Raw genomic sequence first — 13,164 nt, 5'->3', positions numbered from 1 at the left:
GTTTATTAATATTATACTGCAACTTCAGCTAATGGCTGTACTACTGGAAAATCTACTGGGACTTGTGTTGTACTGTGTACGTAATTTGAAATGGTTTTATCGCCTACTAAAGAAATGGTATCTATTAAATTTCCTTTTGTATATCCAGCCTTGAAGAAGTTTTCTAACACATCTGCATCTGTTCTTCCTCTGTTTTCTGTGATGTTTCTAGCTAACCTTGCTAAAGCATCTAATTCGTTATCAAAAGAAGCTTCTCCTGCTCTTAACTCCAAAATTTGTTCTTCAGAAAAACCATTCATTTTTCCAATGGCAGTATGTGCAGATAGACAATAAATACAGTTGTTTACCTCACTTACAGCTAAGTTTACAACTTCTTTTTCTTTAGCTGATAAAGATGTTTTTGCATTCGCAAAATTTAAATAGTTTTCTAAAGCTGTATCGCTATTAGCGTAGGTTGCATATAAATTTGGTACAAACCCTAAAGCTTTGTTTAAATTATCGAAAATAGCTTGATTATTTTCGCTTACTTGGTCTCTTGTTGGTACATTAAATGTGCTCATAATTTTTATTTTTAAATTGTTTTTTATTTGAATTTTACTGTTTATAATTCTTGGTACAAAGGTGCAACCGTTATAAAGTTTACACCATGTAGTTTATTCCTTTTAGCTTGTCAATTTTTCCTTTATTGGTTTAAGCCTATTCTATCAGAAATAACATGTGGTCTTTCAGCATCACAATAGAAATCTGAAATATGATTTTGCTCGCAATGCGTTTTTGGAGATATAGTATTTAATACTTCTTTTCTTTTTCCTTTGAATATTTCAATTAAATTGAAAATAGATACGTGTTTTAAATTCATGACTTTGTTGTTTTAATTGTTCTGTACAAAGATGAATTAAAAGAGCAGGTGGTAAAATGATAGAATTGCCTTTTGACTTGTCAATTTTTCCCTAATAGGATTTTTTAAGCTGTTTTTTAAAGTCTGAAGGAGATAATGTAGTATGTTTTTTGAATAATCGACTTAAATGTGAGGCATCTTCAAAACCAACTTCGTATGCAATTTCTTTAGCAGTTTTATCGGTATAGATTAATAAGCGTTTAGCTTCAAGCACTACGCGCTCATGAATAATTTGCAGTGGACTTGTATTTAATTTTGAAAAAGTATTTGATAATGTTTTTGGCGATTTAAAAAGCTTATCAGCATAAAATGACACACTATGCTCGGTTTTAAAGAACGATTCTACTAACATATTAAACTCACGAAGCAAATCAATTTTAGTGTTTTTAGTTGTTTCTACAAAACCTTCTTTTGCCTTTAGTAAACGTGTACTTATTATAATGAAACGCGCCATAAGCATACGTAACATTTCGGCTTGAATGGTATCCTCAGTTTCTAGTTCATCTAAAAAAACTTCGTGAAGGATATTTAATTTTCTATTTTCTTTAGAATCCAATTCGATAATGGGAAAATGCACATTTCCAAAGAACAACAAACCAGCACAACTTACTTCTTGGTCGTGGTCTTTAATACAATAAAACTCTCTATTGAATTGATACACCACTAAATCTTTCCCTGAAAGAAATTGAAAATATTGTACTGTGGTTAATGCTAAAATACTATTAGGCTCAATGGTATAAGGAATACTATCTACTACAATTTCAGCTTTAGAATTAGCTGTTCTTATAAAAGTATATAAATCGGGTTGTTTTGCTATTTTGTAGGATTCTAGAAGTGCTTCATCTCCTATTTTAAGAATGGCGTTGGTAGAAAATTCTGTGAATGTTTTTTGCATTTAGGTTTAGTCAGTTCTATTACCAAAACATTACAAAATTAATGTTAATTCCTCTCTAAGAACATGGGGATATTTGAGTATAAAGACTAGCTTGTTCTTTAATTGCAAATTATTTTTCTTTCTAACTTACCTGCAACCCATTCCCAACCTCAGCATCATCAGGATTAACAAACACTAATTTACCATCGGGAGTCTCCGTCATTAAAATCATACCCTGACTTTCAACACCTCGTAAAGCTCTAGGCGCAAGATTTACTAAAACAGTAACTTTTTTACCAACCACTTCTTCCGCAGAAAAACTTTCAGCAATACCAGAAACAATGGTTCTTGTATCAATGCCGGTATCCACTTTTAGTTTTAACAACTTTTTGGTTTTTGGCATTTTTTCAGCTTCAAGAATAGTTCCTACTCGGATATCTAGTTTGGTAAAATCTTCAAACGTAATCGTTTCTTTTTCAGGCTCTACAGTAGCATTAGCTATTTCGTTTGCCTTTTTACTAGCTTCTAATTTATCGAGTTGTTTTTGAATCGTTTCGTCTTCAATTTTAGAGAATAATAATTCTGCTTTACCGATTTGGTGTCCTGCTGGTAATAACGTTTGTTTTGTGCTTACTTCATTCCAAGACGTTTCGACTGCGCTTGACCCGAGATTTAAGATGCCTTTTAATTTAGTTGATGTAAATGGTAAAAACGGCTCACTTAAAGTTGCTAAAGCAGATGCTATTTGAAGTGCTACATACATAATGGTTTTTGTACGGTCTTCATCTACTTTAATCATTTTCCATGGTTCAGCATCGGCTAAATATTTATTTCCAAGTCGCGCTAGATTCATAAGTTCTTGCCCCGCTTCTCTAAAACGGTAACGCTCAATAGAACTCGCAATCACATCTGGATAAGCTTTTATAGCGGCAAGCGTTTCTTCATCTACAGCATTAAAATCTGAAGGTTCTGGAACAACACCTTCATAATATTTATTGGTTAAAACTACCACACGGTTTATAAAGTTTCCGAAAATCGCTACCAACTCATTGTTATTTCTAGCTTGAAAATCTTTCCATGTAAAGTCGTTATCCTTTGTTTCTGGTGCATTCGCATTTAACACATAACGTAATACATCTTGTTGCCCTGGAAAATCTTCTAAATATTCAGGTAACCAAACCGCCCAATTTTTAGAGGTTGATAGCTTATTGCCTTCTAAATTTAAAAACTCATTAGCAGGCACGTTTTCTGGTAAAATATAAGAACCTTCCGCTTTTAACATCGATGGAAAAATGATACAGTGAAAAACGATATTATCCTTTCCAATAAAATGAACCAACTTAGTGTTTTTATCTTTCCAATACGGTTCCCAATCTTTTCCTTCACGTGCTGCCCATTCTTTGGTAGAAGAAATATAGCCAATAGGCGCATCAAACCAAACGTAAAGTACTTTGCCTTCGCCACCTTCAGCTGGAACTGGAATTCCCCAATCTAAATCTCTGGTTACTGCTCTTGGACGTAAACCATCATCAATCCACGATTTTACTTGACCGTAAACATTAGGTTTCCAATCTTTTTTATGCCCTTCTAAAATCCACTCTTTTAAAAACGCTTCGTGCTTATCTAAAGGTAAAAACCAGTGCTTTGTTTGTTTTAAAGTCGGTACATTTCCCGTTATTGCAGATTTTGGATTTATTAAATCGGTTGCATTATGGCTGGTTCCGCAGTTTTCACATTGGTCGCCATAACTTTCTTCATTACCACATTTAGGACAAGTTCCTACTACAAAGCGGTCTGCTAAAAACTGATTTGCTTCAGCATCGTACAACTGCTCTGAAGTTTCTTCTATAAATTCCCCTTTTTCATCTAAAGTTTTAAAAAATTCCGATGCAGTTTCATGATGAATTGGTGCTGATGTGCGCGAATAATTATCATAAGTAATACCAAAATCTTCAAACGATTTTTTAATAATCGCATGGTATTTATCTACAATATCTTGAGGAGACACCCCTTCATTCTTAGCCTTAATCGTAATAGGCACGCCATGTTCGTCACTCCCTCCAATAAACGCCACATCATGTCCTGTTAAACGCAAATAACGTGCATAAATATCTGCTGGCACGTAAACCCCTGCTAAGTGTCCAATATGAATTGGCCCATTTGTATAAGGCAGTGCAGTGGTAATTGTATATCTTTTCGGCATTATAATATCTTTTTAAAGCCACAAAAGTAATCAATTAGAGAGCGATTTAGAAAAAAAATGTACATTTACATTATGTCTAAAAACCTACTCATTTTTAGCTTATTCTGTATTGCTTTTTCCTTTGGAATGAATAAAGCATCATCACAAAATACAGCTATCGAAAAACAAAACAATACTTTGAAACAACCACCATACTTAAAAGCAGGCGACACAGTTGCCATTGTTGCGCCTTCAGGAATTTTAAAAAATAGAATTGGTGAAGTACAACAAGCCCAAGCCTTATTAAAAAATTGGGGCTTACATTCAGTTATTGGGAAGTACGTATTTAATAAAGCAAATCATTTTGCGGGAACCGATGATGAACGTTGTGAAGACTTTCAAAACGCTTTAGACAACCCAAAAATTAAGGCTATTTGGTGTGCAAGAGGAGGCTATGGTACTGTTAGAATTTTAGATAATTTAGATTTCTCAAAATTTAAGCAAAACCCGAAATGGGTTATTGGGTATTCTGATATTACAGCAATACACAATCAAATACATAATGAAGGTGTAGAAAGCTTGCATGCTATGATGTGCGTGAGTTTGCCTAAAGATGAATCTGAGATTGAAGCCAGTATTTCAACATTTAAAAATACCCTTTTCGGAAACCCTCTGAGTTACACTTTAAAGGGCTCAAGCTATAACAAAACTGGAACAGCCTCAGGGCAATTAGTTGGCGGTAACTTAACCATGCTTCATACCATGCTAGGTTCAAAAACTAGTATTGATACTTCTGGTAAAATACTATTTATTGAAGAAATAGGCGAGTATAAATACCATATAGACCGTATGTTACAAAGTTTAAAGCGTGCTGGTTATTTTGACAATTGTAAAGGGGTAATTGTTGGTGATATGACAAAACTTAGAAAAAACACCACACTTTGGGGAACTTCAATAGAACAACTTGTTTTAGATGCTTTAGCAGATTACAACTTCCCTATTGCATTTAATATGCCTGCAGGACATGAACCTGATAATAGGACATTAATTTTAGGACGAACTACCCAATTAACTGTTGATAAAGACAAGTCTTCAATTGTTTTTAAAAACTAAACCCCAAACTGGGTTAAATGATGGTCTAAATGTTTATAAAACATGTTATTCCATTCTTGTTTTGTTAGCTCTCCAAACGAATGCGATTCTTTTCCATCAAAATGATTTTCACCTAAACCTTGTGCTTTCTTTATATAGTCTGTTAATCTCGCTTTTTCTTCTACAAAATTTTTGGCATTTGTAATTAAAAATTGCGGTGCAGTTCTACTGTTCTTTTTATAAGGTTTGTCTCCTACAACCGTATTTTTCACAAATAGTTTTAGCATAAATTTTGCAAAGCCATTTGGTTTTTTATGCTTATTCTCAAAAGCCATTTCGTAGGTTACATTGCAATGTGCTAACATTTGGTCTGAACTCATTCTTCCCCACAATGGCCTAGTTGTAGGCGAAAGTTTATTGATTCTATCAATTACTGCTTCGGTTTCTTTAGCGTCGAAAATATTTTTCATGTTTTTAAAATTGATGCGTTAAGTATATAGCCTGCAATTTATTATTTTATTTTTTACTCTAAAAACCTAAAACCCACGTTCCTTCTGAATCTGCTCATAAGCCGCCTGTACTTGTCTAAACTTTTCTTCAGCACCTTTTTGATGTTCCTTTCCTAAGTGAATCACTTTATCTGGATGGTATTTTTTAGCCATTTTTCGGTAGGCTTTTTTAATCTCGTCGACCGTAGCGCTTTTAGTTATTTCTAAAACCTTATAAGCATTATCACTACTGCTATAAAACATGGCCTTTATACTTTCGTAATCCCTAGAGCTAATGCCTAAATAACCTGCTATGGTGTAAATTTGTTTTACCTCATCTTCTGACACCACACCATCGGCTTTAGCAATACCAAACAAAAAGTGCATGAGTTGCAAACGCGATGGGTGATCCATCATTTGGCGTATTTGCAAACACACTGGACGAACCGATACATTTTGTTTGCTAATATTTTTAAACAATTTAAAGGCATGATTTGCACGCGCTGCACCATACATATTTAAAAACTGCTGACGTACAAAATCTAATTCACTTTGGTCTTGTTTACCATCAGCTTTAATAACTACTGATGCTAAAATGAGTAAACTCACTTCAAAATCGCCAGATTGGGTTTGCGGACGTTGTCTGGGTTGTGTTCTATAGGTTGGTCTTCTTCTGCCTTTAGTTTGTCGTTCTCCTAAAAGCGGGCTACCTTTTCCATCTGCCATTGCATCAACAACACTTCCTAGAGCCAAACCTATTATAGCTCCTATCGGACCTCCGAACGACCAGCCTATTGAGGCACCTATCCATTTTGAAAAACTCATGTATTGTAATTATCTTTTATTATCTGCCAAATATACTATTGTTAGTTGAAAATTTATGACTTTTGTTACGCAACCTATTTGAATTTATAGCATCTTTTTAAAAAAAATTATGAAAACTAAACTTTTAATTCCTTTTTTATCTGTTTTAATTATAGCAACCTTTTCTTGTAAAACTAGTGATGATATTTTCTGTACAGATATATTTGTTTATGGGTTAAGCATTACTGTAAAAGATGCTAATACTGATGCTGTAATTACTGAAAATATTACTATTAAAGCTACTGATGGAGATTATGAAGAAACTTTAATGAGTATTGAATCTTCAAATGCATTTGTTGGAGCTGGAGAGCGCGCTGGCACCTATATTTTAACAATAAATGCGACCAATTATAAGGATTATATTACTGAACCTATTAAGGTTTCTGCCGACGAATGTCATGTAATACCTGAGGCTATTGAAATTATGCTTCAGCCAAATTAGTACTATACTTTGTGTTAAGGATAGAAACGGCATCCTTTATGCGAAGTTTTGAACTTATATTTTTCTGTAAAGCATAGGCTTATTAATTGAAAGATCCCGAAGCAAGTTCGAGACTGCTTCGCAGAAAGATATAGTAGATAGCCTGACCTTATAACGCCATAAGCGTTTTAAGGGAACACCCAGAAAAAGATTAACAATAATTTGTGAATTCCTAATATACATTGGGATTAGTTCAACTATACCATTTTAAGGCATTGCAAAAACAACTTATAAAAAGGTAGTCTCACGAAATTGCACGATTTTTGATTAACTTTGCACAAATATTAATTATAAAATAAAAAAATTAAAATATGTATCCAGCAGAATTAGTAAAACCAATGCGCGAGGATTTAACCAAAGTTGGCTTTGAAGAATTACATACTGCCGAAGCTGTTGATGTGGCTTTAGCAAAAGAAGGGACAACACTTGTTGTGGTAAATTCGGTTTGTGGTTGTGCGGCAGCCAATGCCCGTCCAGGTGCTAGAATGAGTTTGCAAAACGCCAAAAAACCAGACCATATAGTAACGGTTTTTGCTGGTGTTGACAGAGAGGCTGTTGATGCGGCTCGTGGGCACATGGTTCCATTTCCTCCAAGTTCGCCAAGCATGGCGTTATTTAAGGATGGTGAATTGGTGCACATGTTAGAGCGTCACCACATTGAAGGGCGCCCTGCAGAGTTAATTGCAGAGAACCTTGTTGATGCTTACAATGACCATTGTTAGAAATTCGTCATTATGAAGGAGGAATGACGGTAACAATCTTTTTAATTGAAGCAAGTATTAAAAAGATTCTCGCGCTTCGCTCAGAATGACAAATAAAATTTAAACCACGATTAATTCGTGGTTTTTTTATGCTATTAATATTCATTGCACTAATTTTGAAAATATGATAAAACTCTTATCCTATCCAATATCGTTGGTATACAACATTTTTTTCGGCTTAACATTAGTTGTGTTTCATCCTATACAATGGTTTTGTTTTAACGTTTTTGGACCTAAAGTGCATGAAAAAAGCGTTTATGCTTTACAGTTTAGTTTAATGCGTTGTGCTAATATTTTAGGCACACGTTTTACGTTTGATAATCCGCATAAAATAGATACTAATCGTCCGCTTATAATTGTTACTAATCATCAAAGCTTACACGACATTTACCCGCTTACTTGGTATATGCGCAAACACCATCCAAAGTTTATTAGCAAAATAGAATTAGGAAAAGGCATCCCAAGTGTTTCTTATAATTTACGTCATGGCGGTGCAGCATTAATTGACAGGAAAAATCCAAGACAATCCTTACCAGCGCTCATGAAATTTGGGGAGTATATTGAAAAAAACAAATATGCAGCTGTTATTTTTCCTGAGGGCACCAGAAGTAAAGATGGTACACCTAAATCGTTTCAAACAAAGGGGTTAGAAATTTTATTTAAAAAAGCACCTTCTGCATTGGTAGTTCCTGTAACCATTAACAATTCATGGAAAATGTTACGTTACGGAAAATTTCCAATGGGTTTAGGTAATCATCTAAAATTTACCGTACATAAACCCATAGAATTAGCTATATTTGAAAATAAGCAGGAGCTTATCGATAGTATTGAATCGACTATAAAAAATCATATTGAACATTAAAAAAAGTAAAAGATGTCTTTAAAGAATAAGAGATTAGAGGTGATGAAGTTTTTAGAAAAAGACGTTGACGCCTTAATGGAAAAATACCTCATTCCGATAGATAGTATATGGCAACCTTCAGATTTTTTACCAGATTCTGAAACTACAGATGCTAACTTTTTTGAGGAAGTAAAAGAAATAAGAGAACTTGCTAAAGATTTACCTTATGATTTCTGGGTAGTTTTAGTGGGCGACATGATTACTGAAGAAGCTTTACCAACTTACGAATCGTGGTTAATGGACGTTGAAGGTATAGAGCAAGTTGAAAATGGTGGAAACGGCTGGGGAAAATGGGTACGCCAATGGACTGGTGAAGAAAACAGACATGGCGATGTACTAAATAAGTACTTATACCTGTCTGGCAGAGTTAACATGAAAGAAATTGAGAAAACCACACACCATCTCATTACTGATGGTTTTGATATTGGAACTGATAGAGACCCTTATAAAAACTTTGTATATACAAGCTTTCAAGAATTAGCTACTTACATTTCTCATAATCGTGTGGCAAAACTTGCAAAAGATAAAGGAAATAAGCGTTTATCAAAAATGTGTAAAATTATTGCTGGTGATGAGATGCGTCACCACCATGCTTATTCAGAATTTGTAGAACGTATTTTTACAGTAGACCCAAGCCAAATGATGATGGCTTTTCATTATATGATGAAGCAAAAAATTACAATGCCAGCTCATTTTTTACGAGAATCTGGAAACTCCATAGGCACAGCATTTGAAGAGTTTTCATATACCGCACAACGAATTGGTGTATATACAGCAACGGATTATGTTGATATTTTGCAAAAATTAATTGAGCGTTGGGATATTGGAAGTATTACTGGATTAAATGATGAAGCTGAAAAAGCTAGAGATTATTTAATGAAACTTCCTGCTAGAATGTATCGCTTATCTGAACGTATGAAGATTCCAGAAAATTCATTTCAGTTTAAATGGGTTGAACCTGCAATTATTAAATAAAATGTAGTTTCCTATAATCATTGATAAATTACAATAACAAAAGTTTTAGGCTTATTTCAAGCACAGAAAATAGTGAAACATCTTCTGATACTATTTTTCATTATAAACAGAACGGGAATATATTAACTTCAACTTACAAAGGTGGAAGCATTATTGAAGGTCATTTAATAGGGCTAGTTGATGAAGATGGCACAATTAATATGAGTTATCATCAAATCAATACCAATGGAGAATTAATGACTGGCACTTGTATATCTAAGCCAAAAATTGATTCTGATGGAAAAATAACGCTTTACGAAAACTGGAAATGGACTTCTGGTAATAAATCAAAAGGGACTTCAGTTCTGGAAGAAATTTAATAAAATATGACTTCAGAGGATATAATTAATAAAACCATAAATTTTGTAAAACATACTTTAGTAGATGCTGAAGGTGGCCACGATTGGTTTCACACCCTAAGGGTGTTTAATAATTCCTTACTCATCTCAAAAAATGAACCTGTCGACACGTTTATAGTTTCATTAGGAGCGTTATTGCACGATATAGCAGACAGCAAGTTTAATAATGGAGATGAAACTATTGGTCCAAAAATAGCGAGAGAGTTTCTATTCAAATTGAATGTTGACTCTACTATTATTGAGCATGTGATTAATATTATTACACATATTTCTTTTAAATCTAGTTTATCAACTGATGCTACTGAAAAATTTAAATCGCCCGAGCTAGATGTCGTTCAAGATGCAGATAGACTTGATGCTATTGGTGCCATTGGTATAGCACGTTGTTTTAATTATGGAGGTTTTAAAAATAGAGCGCTCTATAATCCTGATATTAAACCTAATCTTGAGATGACTAAGGCCGAATATAAAGCCTCAACAGCACCTACCATTAATCATTTCTATGAAAAATTATTGCTTCTTAAAGATAAAATGAATACCAAAACAGGAAAACAAATTGCCATGCAAAGACACAACTACATGGTAGATTTCTTAGATCAGTTTTATAATGAATGGGAAGGTATTAAATAAACCAAAATAGACTTTACTGAATAATATGCTTAATTTCTTTTCTGTACATTGAAGCACTCTTACCCGTTATATCGTTAAACACTTTATTAAAATGTGAGAAGTTGTTAAAGCCACATTCAAAACAAACATCGGCAATACTCATATCACTTTCTTCAGAAAGTAATTTGGTAGCATGAACCACGCGATATTCATTAACAATTTGAGTAAATGTTTTTCCTGTAGCTTTCTTGAAGTATCTACAAAATGCAGGCACAGTCATACTTACCTCGTCTGCTATTTCATCTAAAGCAATATGATTCTGAAAATTTTTGTTTACATATTTAAATACAGCTGCGACCTTAGCACTATCCTGAGCCTCTGTTTCAAAAGCATACCCGTCGGCATTTAAAATTGAATAATCTTCAGTTTTAGCTAGATAATTTAGAATTTCTAATAATTGCATTATCCGATCAAATCCTTCACTTTTTAAAAGTTTATCAATCTTAGGTCCTATATAAGCTTTAGCTTCAACATGAAAACGAATACCTTTTTTAGCAAGTTCAAATAATGCACTAATACTTACCATTTCTGGAATATTCACAAAATCGTTTCCTAAAAAATCAGATTTAAACTGTACGGTGGTTTCAGAGCCATTTGCCGTTAGCCTATCAGCAAACCCATTATGTGGTAAATTAGAACCTATTAATATAAGTTGACTATTATTAAAGTATGAAAGATGGTTTCCTATATGCGTTTTTCCCTGTCCTTTATTAACATAAACAAGTTCTAATTCTGGGTGAAAATGCCAAAAAGCATTGAACCTATCTGCCTTATCCATATGCTGCTTAACGAGTATAGAACTTCCAAAACTTGGGGTAAGCTTCTCTAAAGTAGGTTTCTTTTTAATCATGAGAGAATTAATTTACAGCAAAAATACTACTTATTATGCATACATTATATATTTAATTACCCTAAATATATGCTATATTAACTTAACATTAAGTTAACACTTGGTTAACAGATAATTTAGCACATAAATTAGTCAAAATTGATGTTTTCAGAGAGTTACTTCCCATATACCTTTGTACCGTTGAACGTTATAAAACCCAAATGATGAAAAACGTAATGAAAATGACTAAAAAAGGAATCTTAATGGTAGCCCTACTAGCTACGGTTTCTGGATTCTCAATAGATTCTGATAATATTATTAAAAGAAATGCAAAAAGCACATCTTTAATACTAAAAAATGTAAAAGCTGGAAATCAACTTACAATAAAAGATAGCAACGGCATTATTCTTTACAAAGAATCGATTGAAGTAAATGGAATTTACAAAAAGGGATTTGATTTATCAGCTTTACCCAATGGCAAATATGTTTTTGAACTTGAAAAAGATATAGAAATTAATACGATTCCTTTTAGTGTTGAATCAAATAAAGTGTTTTTCAATAAAAAGGATGAATCTACCTATTTTAAGCCTTTTATTAAGCAAGTAGATAATTTAGTATTCTTAACCATGCTAGACCTTAATAAAAAAGCTACTACAATTAATGTATATGCAGTATTCGAAGGGGAAGCTAAGCTTCGTTACTCGGAAACTATAGAAAATGCTCAAGTCATTGAAAAAGCATTCAAATTAGAAAAAGGAAATTATAAAATTGAAATAAACTCTAAAAATAAAGAGTATACAACATTCATTAATAATTAGTTTAATGTCTTATTTTAGTTTAGTTTAGTTGATAAAAGTGGGCTGTGGTAGCCCACTTTTCTTTTTCTCTTATATCCTATTTAAAATAAAACTTTCTAAACTAAAGTCTCACTTCTTAAATTCATATCGTTTTATACTTACTAGCTCTCAACTATATAAAAAAACAAAACAGCATATACTATTTAACCTAAAAATGATGTAAAATTAACAGATAAAATAGCACATAAATACATCAATATCAATGTTTTATAAACTTTATTCGTGCTATATATTTGTAGTGTTAAACGTTATAAAAAACAAATTATGAAAAACGTATTTAAACACTCCAAAAAAGGAATCTTAATGGTAATAATGTTTGTTACCTTGTTAAGTTTCGCAAATGAAGCTACATTATTTAATATTAAAAATGATGCTGAAAGAACCTCACTTACTTTATATAATGTAAAGCAAGGAAACCTATTATCTATTAAAGATATTAATGGTATGATTTTGTTTAAAGAATATATACAAGAGTCAGGAACATATAATAAAGGTTTTGATCTAACCTCATTACCTAATGGTGATTATATTTTTGAGCTTGACAAAGATTTAGAGGTAAATTCTATCCCTTTTACTGTATCATCTAAGGTAGTTGTTTTTGATAAAGAAAATGAAAAAACAATCTTTAAGCCTTTCACTAGAATTAAAGATGATTTTGTTTATATCACCAAACTTGCCTTAAATAAAGAACCCTTAAAAATTAAGGTGTATTTTACAAGATTTGATTCTAATGATTCAGAACTTGTTTTATCTGAAAAGATTGAAAACACCAAAATTATTAAAAGAATATATAAGTTAGAGGGTTTGAATTTAGGGACTTACAAAATTATATTCTTTACAGAAGGTAAAAAATTCACTAAAGTTGTTTATTAAATTCTAAACACCTTATTTAGGT

Annotated in this window: 16 protein-coding genes; 9 read left to right on the top strand and 7 right to left on the bottom strand. The window is 32.7% G+C overall.

Annotation, left to right across the window (positions count from 1 at the left end; all coding sequences use genetic code 11):
• Window positions 1-11: 11 nt before the first annotated feature.
• The 4 genes from Q0870_RS12350 to metG form a co-directional block, all read right to left on the bottom strand.
• On the bottom strand, window positions 12-560 hold the full coding sequence (locus Q0870_RS12350) for a carboxymuconolactone decarboxylase family protein (protein WP_298555821.1): 549 nt from the start codon (window positions 558-560) through the stop codon (window positions 12-14).
• A 122-nt stretch (window positions 561-682) separates the two neighbouring features.
• On the bottom strand, window positions 683-859 hold the full coding sequence (locus Q0870_RS12345) for a hypothetical protein (RefSeq protein ID WP_298555820.1): 177 nt from the start codon (window positions 857-859) through the stop codon (window positions 683-685).
• Window positions 860-950: 91 nt separating this feature from the next.
• Window positions 951-1,793 carry a helix-turn-helix domain-containing protein gene (locus Q0870_RS12340; protein ID WP_298555819.1) on the bottom strand — a complete coding sequence of 281 codons (843 nt, stop codon included), beginning with the start codon at window positions 1,791-1,793 and terminating at the stop codon, window positions 951-953.
• A gap of 121 nt (window positions 1,794-1,914) precedes the next feature.
• The gene (gene metG, locus Q0870_RS12335) at window positions 1,915-3,975 is read right to left on the bottom strand and encodes a methionine--tRNA ligase (RefSeq protein ID WP_298555818.1); all 2,061 of its coding nucleotides are present in this window, start codon (window positions 3,973-3,975) and stop codon (window positions 1,915-1,917) included.
• Between the two features lie 57 nt (window positions 3,976-4,032).
• Here metG and Q0870_RS12330 point away from each other — a divergent pair, with 57 nt between their 5' ends.
• Window positions 4,033-5,067 (top strand): LD-carboxypeptidase, encoded by a 1,035-nt coding sequence (locus Q0870_RS12330; RefSeq protein ID WP_298555817.1) that lies wholly within the window; start codon window positions 4,033-4,035, stop codon window positions 5,065-5,067.
• On the opposite strand, the gene Q0870_RS12325 is transcribed toward Q0870_RS12330, so the two are convergent.
• Together Q0870_RS12325 and Q0870_RS12320 are read right to left on the bottom strand one after the other, a co-directional pair.
• Window positions 5,064-5,516, bottom strand: a complete 453-nt coding sequence (locus Q0870_RS12325) for a DUF1569 domain-containing protein (protein ID WP_298555816.1) — start codon at window positions 5,514-5,516, stop codon at window positions 5,064-5,066. The genes Q0870_RS12330 and Q0870_RS12325 overlap by 4 nt on opposite strands.
• A gap of 66 nt (window positions 5,517-5,582) precedes the next feature.
• Entirely contained in the window at window positions 5,583-6,359 is a 777-nt protein-coding gene (locus Q0870_RS12320; RefSeq protein ID WP_298555815.1) for a TerB family tellurite resistance protein, read from the bottom strand.
• A gap of 109 nt (window positions 6,360-6,468) precedes the next feature.
• Between Q0870_RS12320 and Q0870_RS12315 the strand changes: the two genes are divergently transcribed.
• The 6 genes from Q0870_RS12315 to Q0870_RS12290 all read left to right on the top strand — a co-directional run bounded on the left by Q0870_RS12315 (window position 6,469) and on the right by Q0870_RS12290 (window position 10,544).
• A complete protein-coding gene (locus tag Q0870_RS12315) occupies window positions 6,469-6,840 on the top strand; it encodes a hypothetical protein (protein WP_298555814.1) in 372 nt (123 codons plus the stop codon).
• A 350-nt stretch (window positions 6,841-7,190) separates the two neighbouring features.
• Window positions 7,191-7,601 carry a BrxA/BrxB family bacilliredoxin gene (locus Q0870_RS12310; RefSeq protein ID WP_298555813.1) on the top strand — a complete coding sequence of 137 codons (411 nt, stop codon included), beginning with the start codon at window positions 7,191-7,193 and terminating at the stop codon, window positions 7,599-7,601.
• A 163-nt stretch (window positions 7,602-7,764) separates the two neighbouring features.
• Window positions 7,765-8,502, top strand: a complete 738-nt coding sequence (locus Q0870_RS12305; RefSeq protein ID WP_298555812.1) for a lysophospholipid acyltransferase family protein — start codon at window positions 7,765-7,767, stop codon at window positions 8,500-8,502.
• A 12-nt stretch (window positions 8,503-8,514) separates the two neighbouring features.
• Window positions 8,515-9,516, top strand: coding sequence for an acyl-ACP desaturase (locus Q0870_RS12300; RefSeq protein WP_298555811.1), 1,002 nt, complete (start codon window positions 8,515-8,517; stop codon window positions 9,514-9,516).
• Between the two features lie 20 nt (window positions 9,517-9,536).
• Window positions 9,537-9,875, top strand: coding sequence for a n-acetylglutamate synthase (locus Q0870_RS12295; protein WP_298555810.1), 339 nt, complete (start codon window positions 9,537-9,539; stop codon window positions 9,873-9,875).
• Window positions 9,876-9,881: 6 nt separating this feature from the next.
• On the top strand, window positions 9,882-10,544 hold the full coding sequence (locus tag Q0870_RS12290; protein ID WP_298555809.1) for an HD domain-containing protein: 663 nt from the start codon (window positions 9,882-9,884) through the stop codon (window positions 10,542-10,544).
• A gap of 13 nt (window positions 10,545-10,557) precedes the next feature.
• On the opposite strand, the gene Q0870_RS12285 is transcribed toward Q0870_RS12290, so the two are convergent.
• Window positions 10,558-11,433, bottom strand: coding sequence for a helix-turn-helix transcriptional regulator (locus Q0870_RS12285; RefSeq protein WP_298555808.1), 876 nt, complete (start codon window positions 11,431-11,433; stop codon window positions 10,558-10,560).
• Between the two features lie 200 nt (window positions 11,434-11,633).
• On the opposite strand from Q0870_RS12285, the gene Q0870_RS12280 reads away from it, so the two are divergent.
• Window positions 11,634-12,230 carry a hypothetical protein gene (locus Q0870_RS12280; protein WP_298555807.1) on the top strand — a complete coding sequence of 199 codons (597 nt, stop codon included), beginning with the start codon at window positions 11,634-11,636 and terminating at the stop codon, window positions 12,228-12,230.
• A gap of 303 nt (window positions 12,231-12,533) precedes the next feature.
• Complete coding sequence (locus Q0870_RS12275; RefSeq protein ID WP_298555806.1) at window positions 12,534-13,142, top strand: hypothetical protein; 609 nt, start codon at window positions 12,534-12,536, stop codon at window positions 13,140-13,142.
• The last annotated feature ends 22 nt before the right edge of the window (window positions 13,143-13,164 follow it).

Source organism: uncultured Algibacter sp., from assembly GCF_947487575.1.
Classification (GTDB): Bacteria; Bacteroidota; Bacteroidia; order Flavobacteriales; family Flavobacteriaceae; genus Algibacter_B.
The sequence above is the reverse complement of the archived record's forward strand: the minus strand, read 5'-3'. Positions and strand labels throughout refer to the sequence as shown.

Bases quoted from the DNA above. Each gene is read 5' to 3' on its own strand.
- Q0870_RS12345 (WP_298555820.1), bottom strand. From the start codon at position 859: ATGAATTTAAAACACGTATCTATTTTCAATTTAATTGAAATATTCAAA.
- Q0870_RS12300 (WP_298555811.1), top strand. From the start codon at position 8,515: ATGTCTTTAAAGAATAAGAGATTAGAGGTGATGAAGTTTTTAGAAAAA.
- Q0870_RS12275 (WP_298555806.1), top strand. From the start codon at position 12,534: ATGAAAAACGTATTTAAACACTCCAAAAAAGGAATCTTAATGGTAATA.
- Q0870_RS12340 (WP_298555819.1), bottom strand. From the start codon at position 1,793: ATGCAAAAAACATTCACAGAATTTTCTACCAACGCCATTCTTAAAATA.
- Q0870_RS12350 (WP_298555821.1), bottom strand. From the start codon at position 560: ATGAGCACATTTAATGTACCAACAAGAGACCAAGTAAGCGAAAATAAT.
- metG (WP_298555818.1), bottom strand. From the start codon at position 3,975: ATGCCGAAAAGATATACAATTACCACTGCACTGCCTTATACAAATGGG.
- Q0870_RS12310 (WP_298555813.1), top strand. From the start codon at position 7,191: ATGTATCCAGCAGAATTAGTAAAACCAATGCGCGAGGATTTAACCAAA.
- Q0870_RS12290 (WP_298555809.1), top strand. From the start codon at position 9,882: ATGACTTCAGAGGATATAATTAATAAAACCATAAATTTTGTAAAACAT.
- Q0870_RS12320 (WP_298555815.1), bottom strand. From the start codon at position 6,359: ATGAGTTTTTCAAAATGGATAGGTGCCTCAATAGGCTGGTCGTTCGGA.
- Q0870_RS12280 (WP_298555807.1), top strand. From the start codon at position 11,634: ATGATGAAAAACGTAATGAAAATGACTAAAAAAGGAATCTTAATGGTA.
- Q0870_RS12285 (WP_298555808.1), bottom strand. From the start codon at position 11,433: ATGATTAAAAAGAAACCTACTTTAGAGAAGCTTACCCCAAGTTTTGGA.
- Q0870_RS12315 (WP_298555814.1), top strand. From the start codon at position 6,469: ATGAAAACTAAACTTTTAATTCCTTTTTTATCTGTTTTAATTATAGCA.
- Q0870_RS12325 (WP_298555816.1), bottom strand. From the start codon at position 5,516: ATGAAAAATATTTTCGACGCTAAAGAAACCGAAGCAGTAATTGATAGA.
- Q0870_RS12330 (WP_298555817.1), top strand. From the start codon at position 4,033: ATGTACATTTACATTATGTCTAAAAACCTACTCATTTTTAGCTTATTC.
- Q0870_RS12305 (WP_298555812.1), top strand. From the start codon at position 7,765: ATGATAAAACTCTTATCCTATCCAATATCGTTGGTATACAACATTTTT.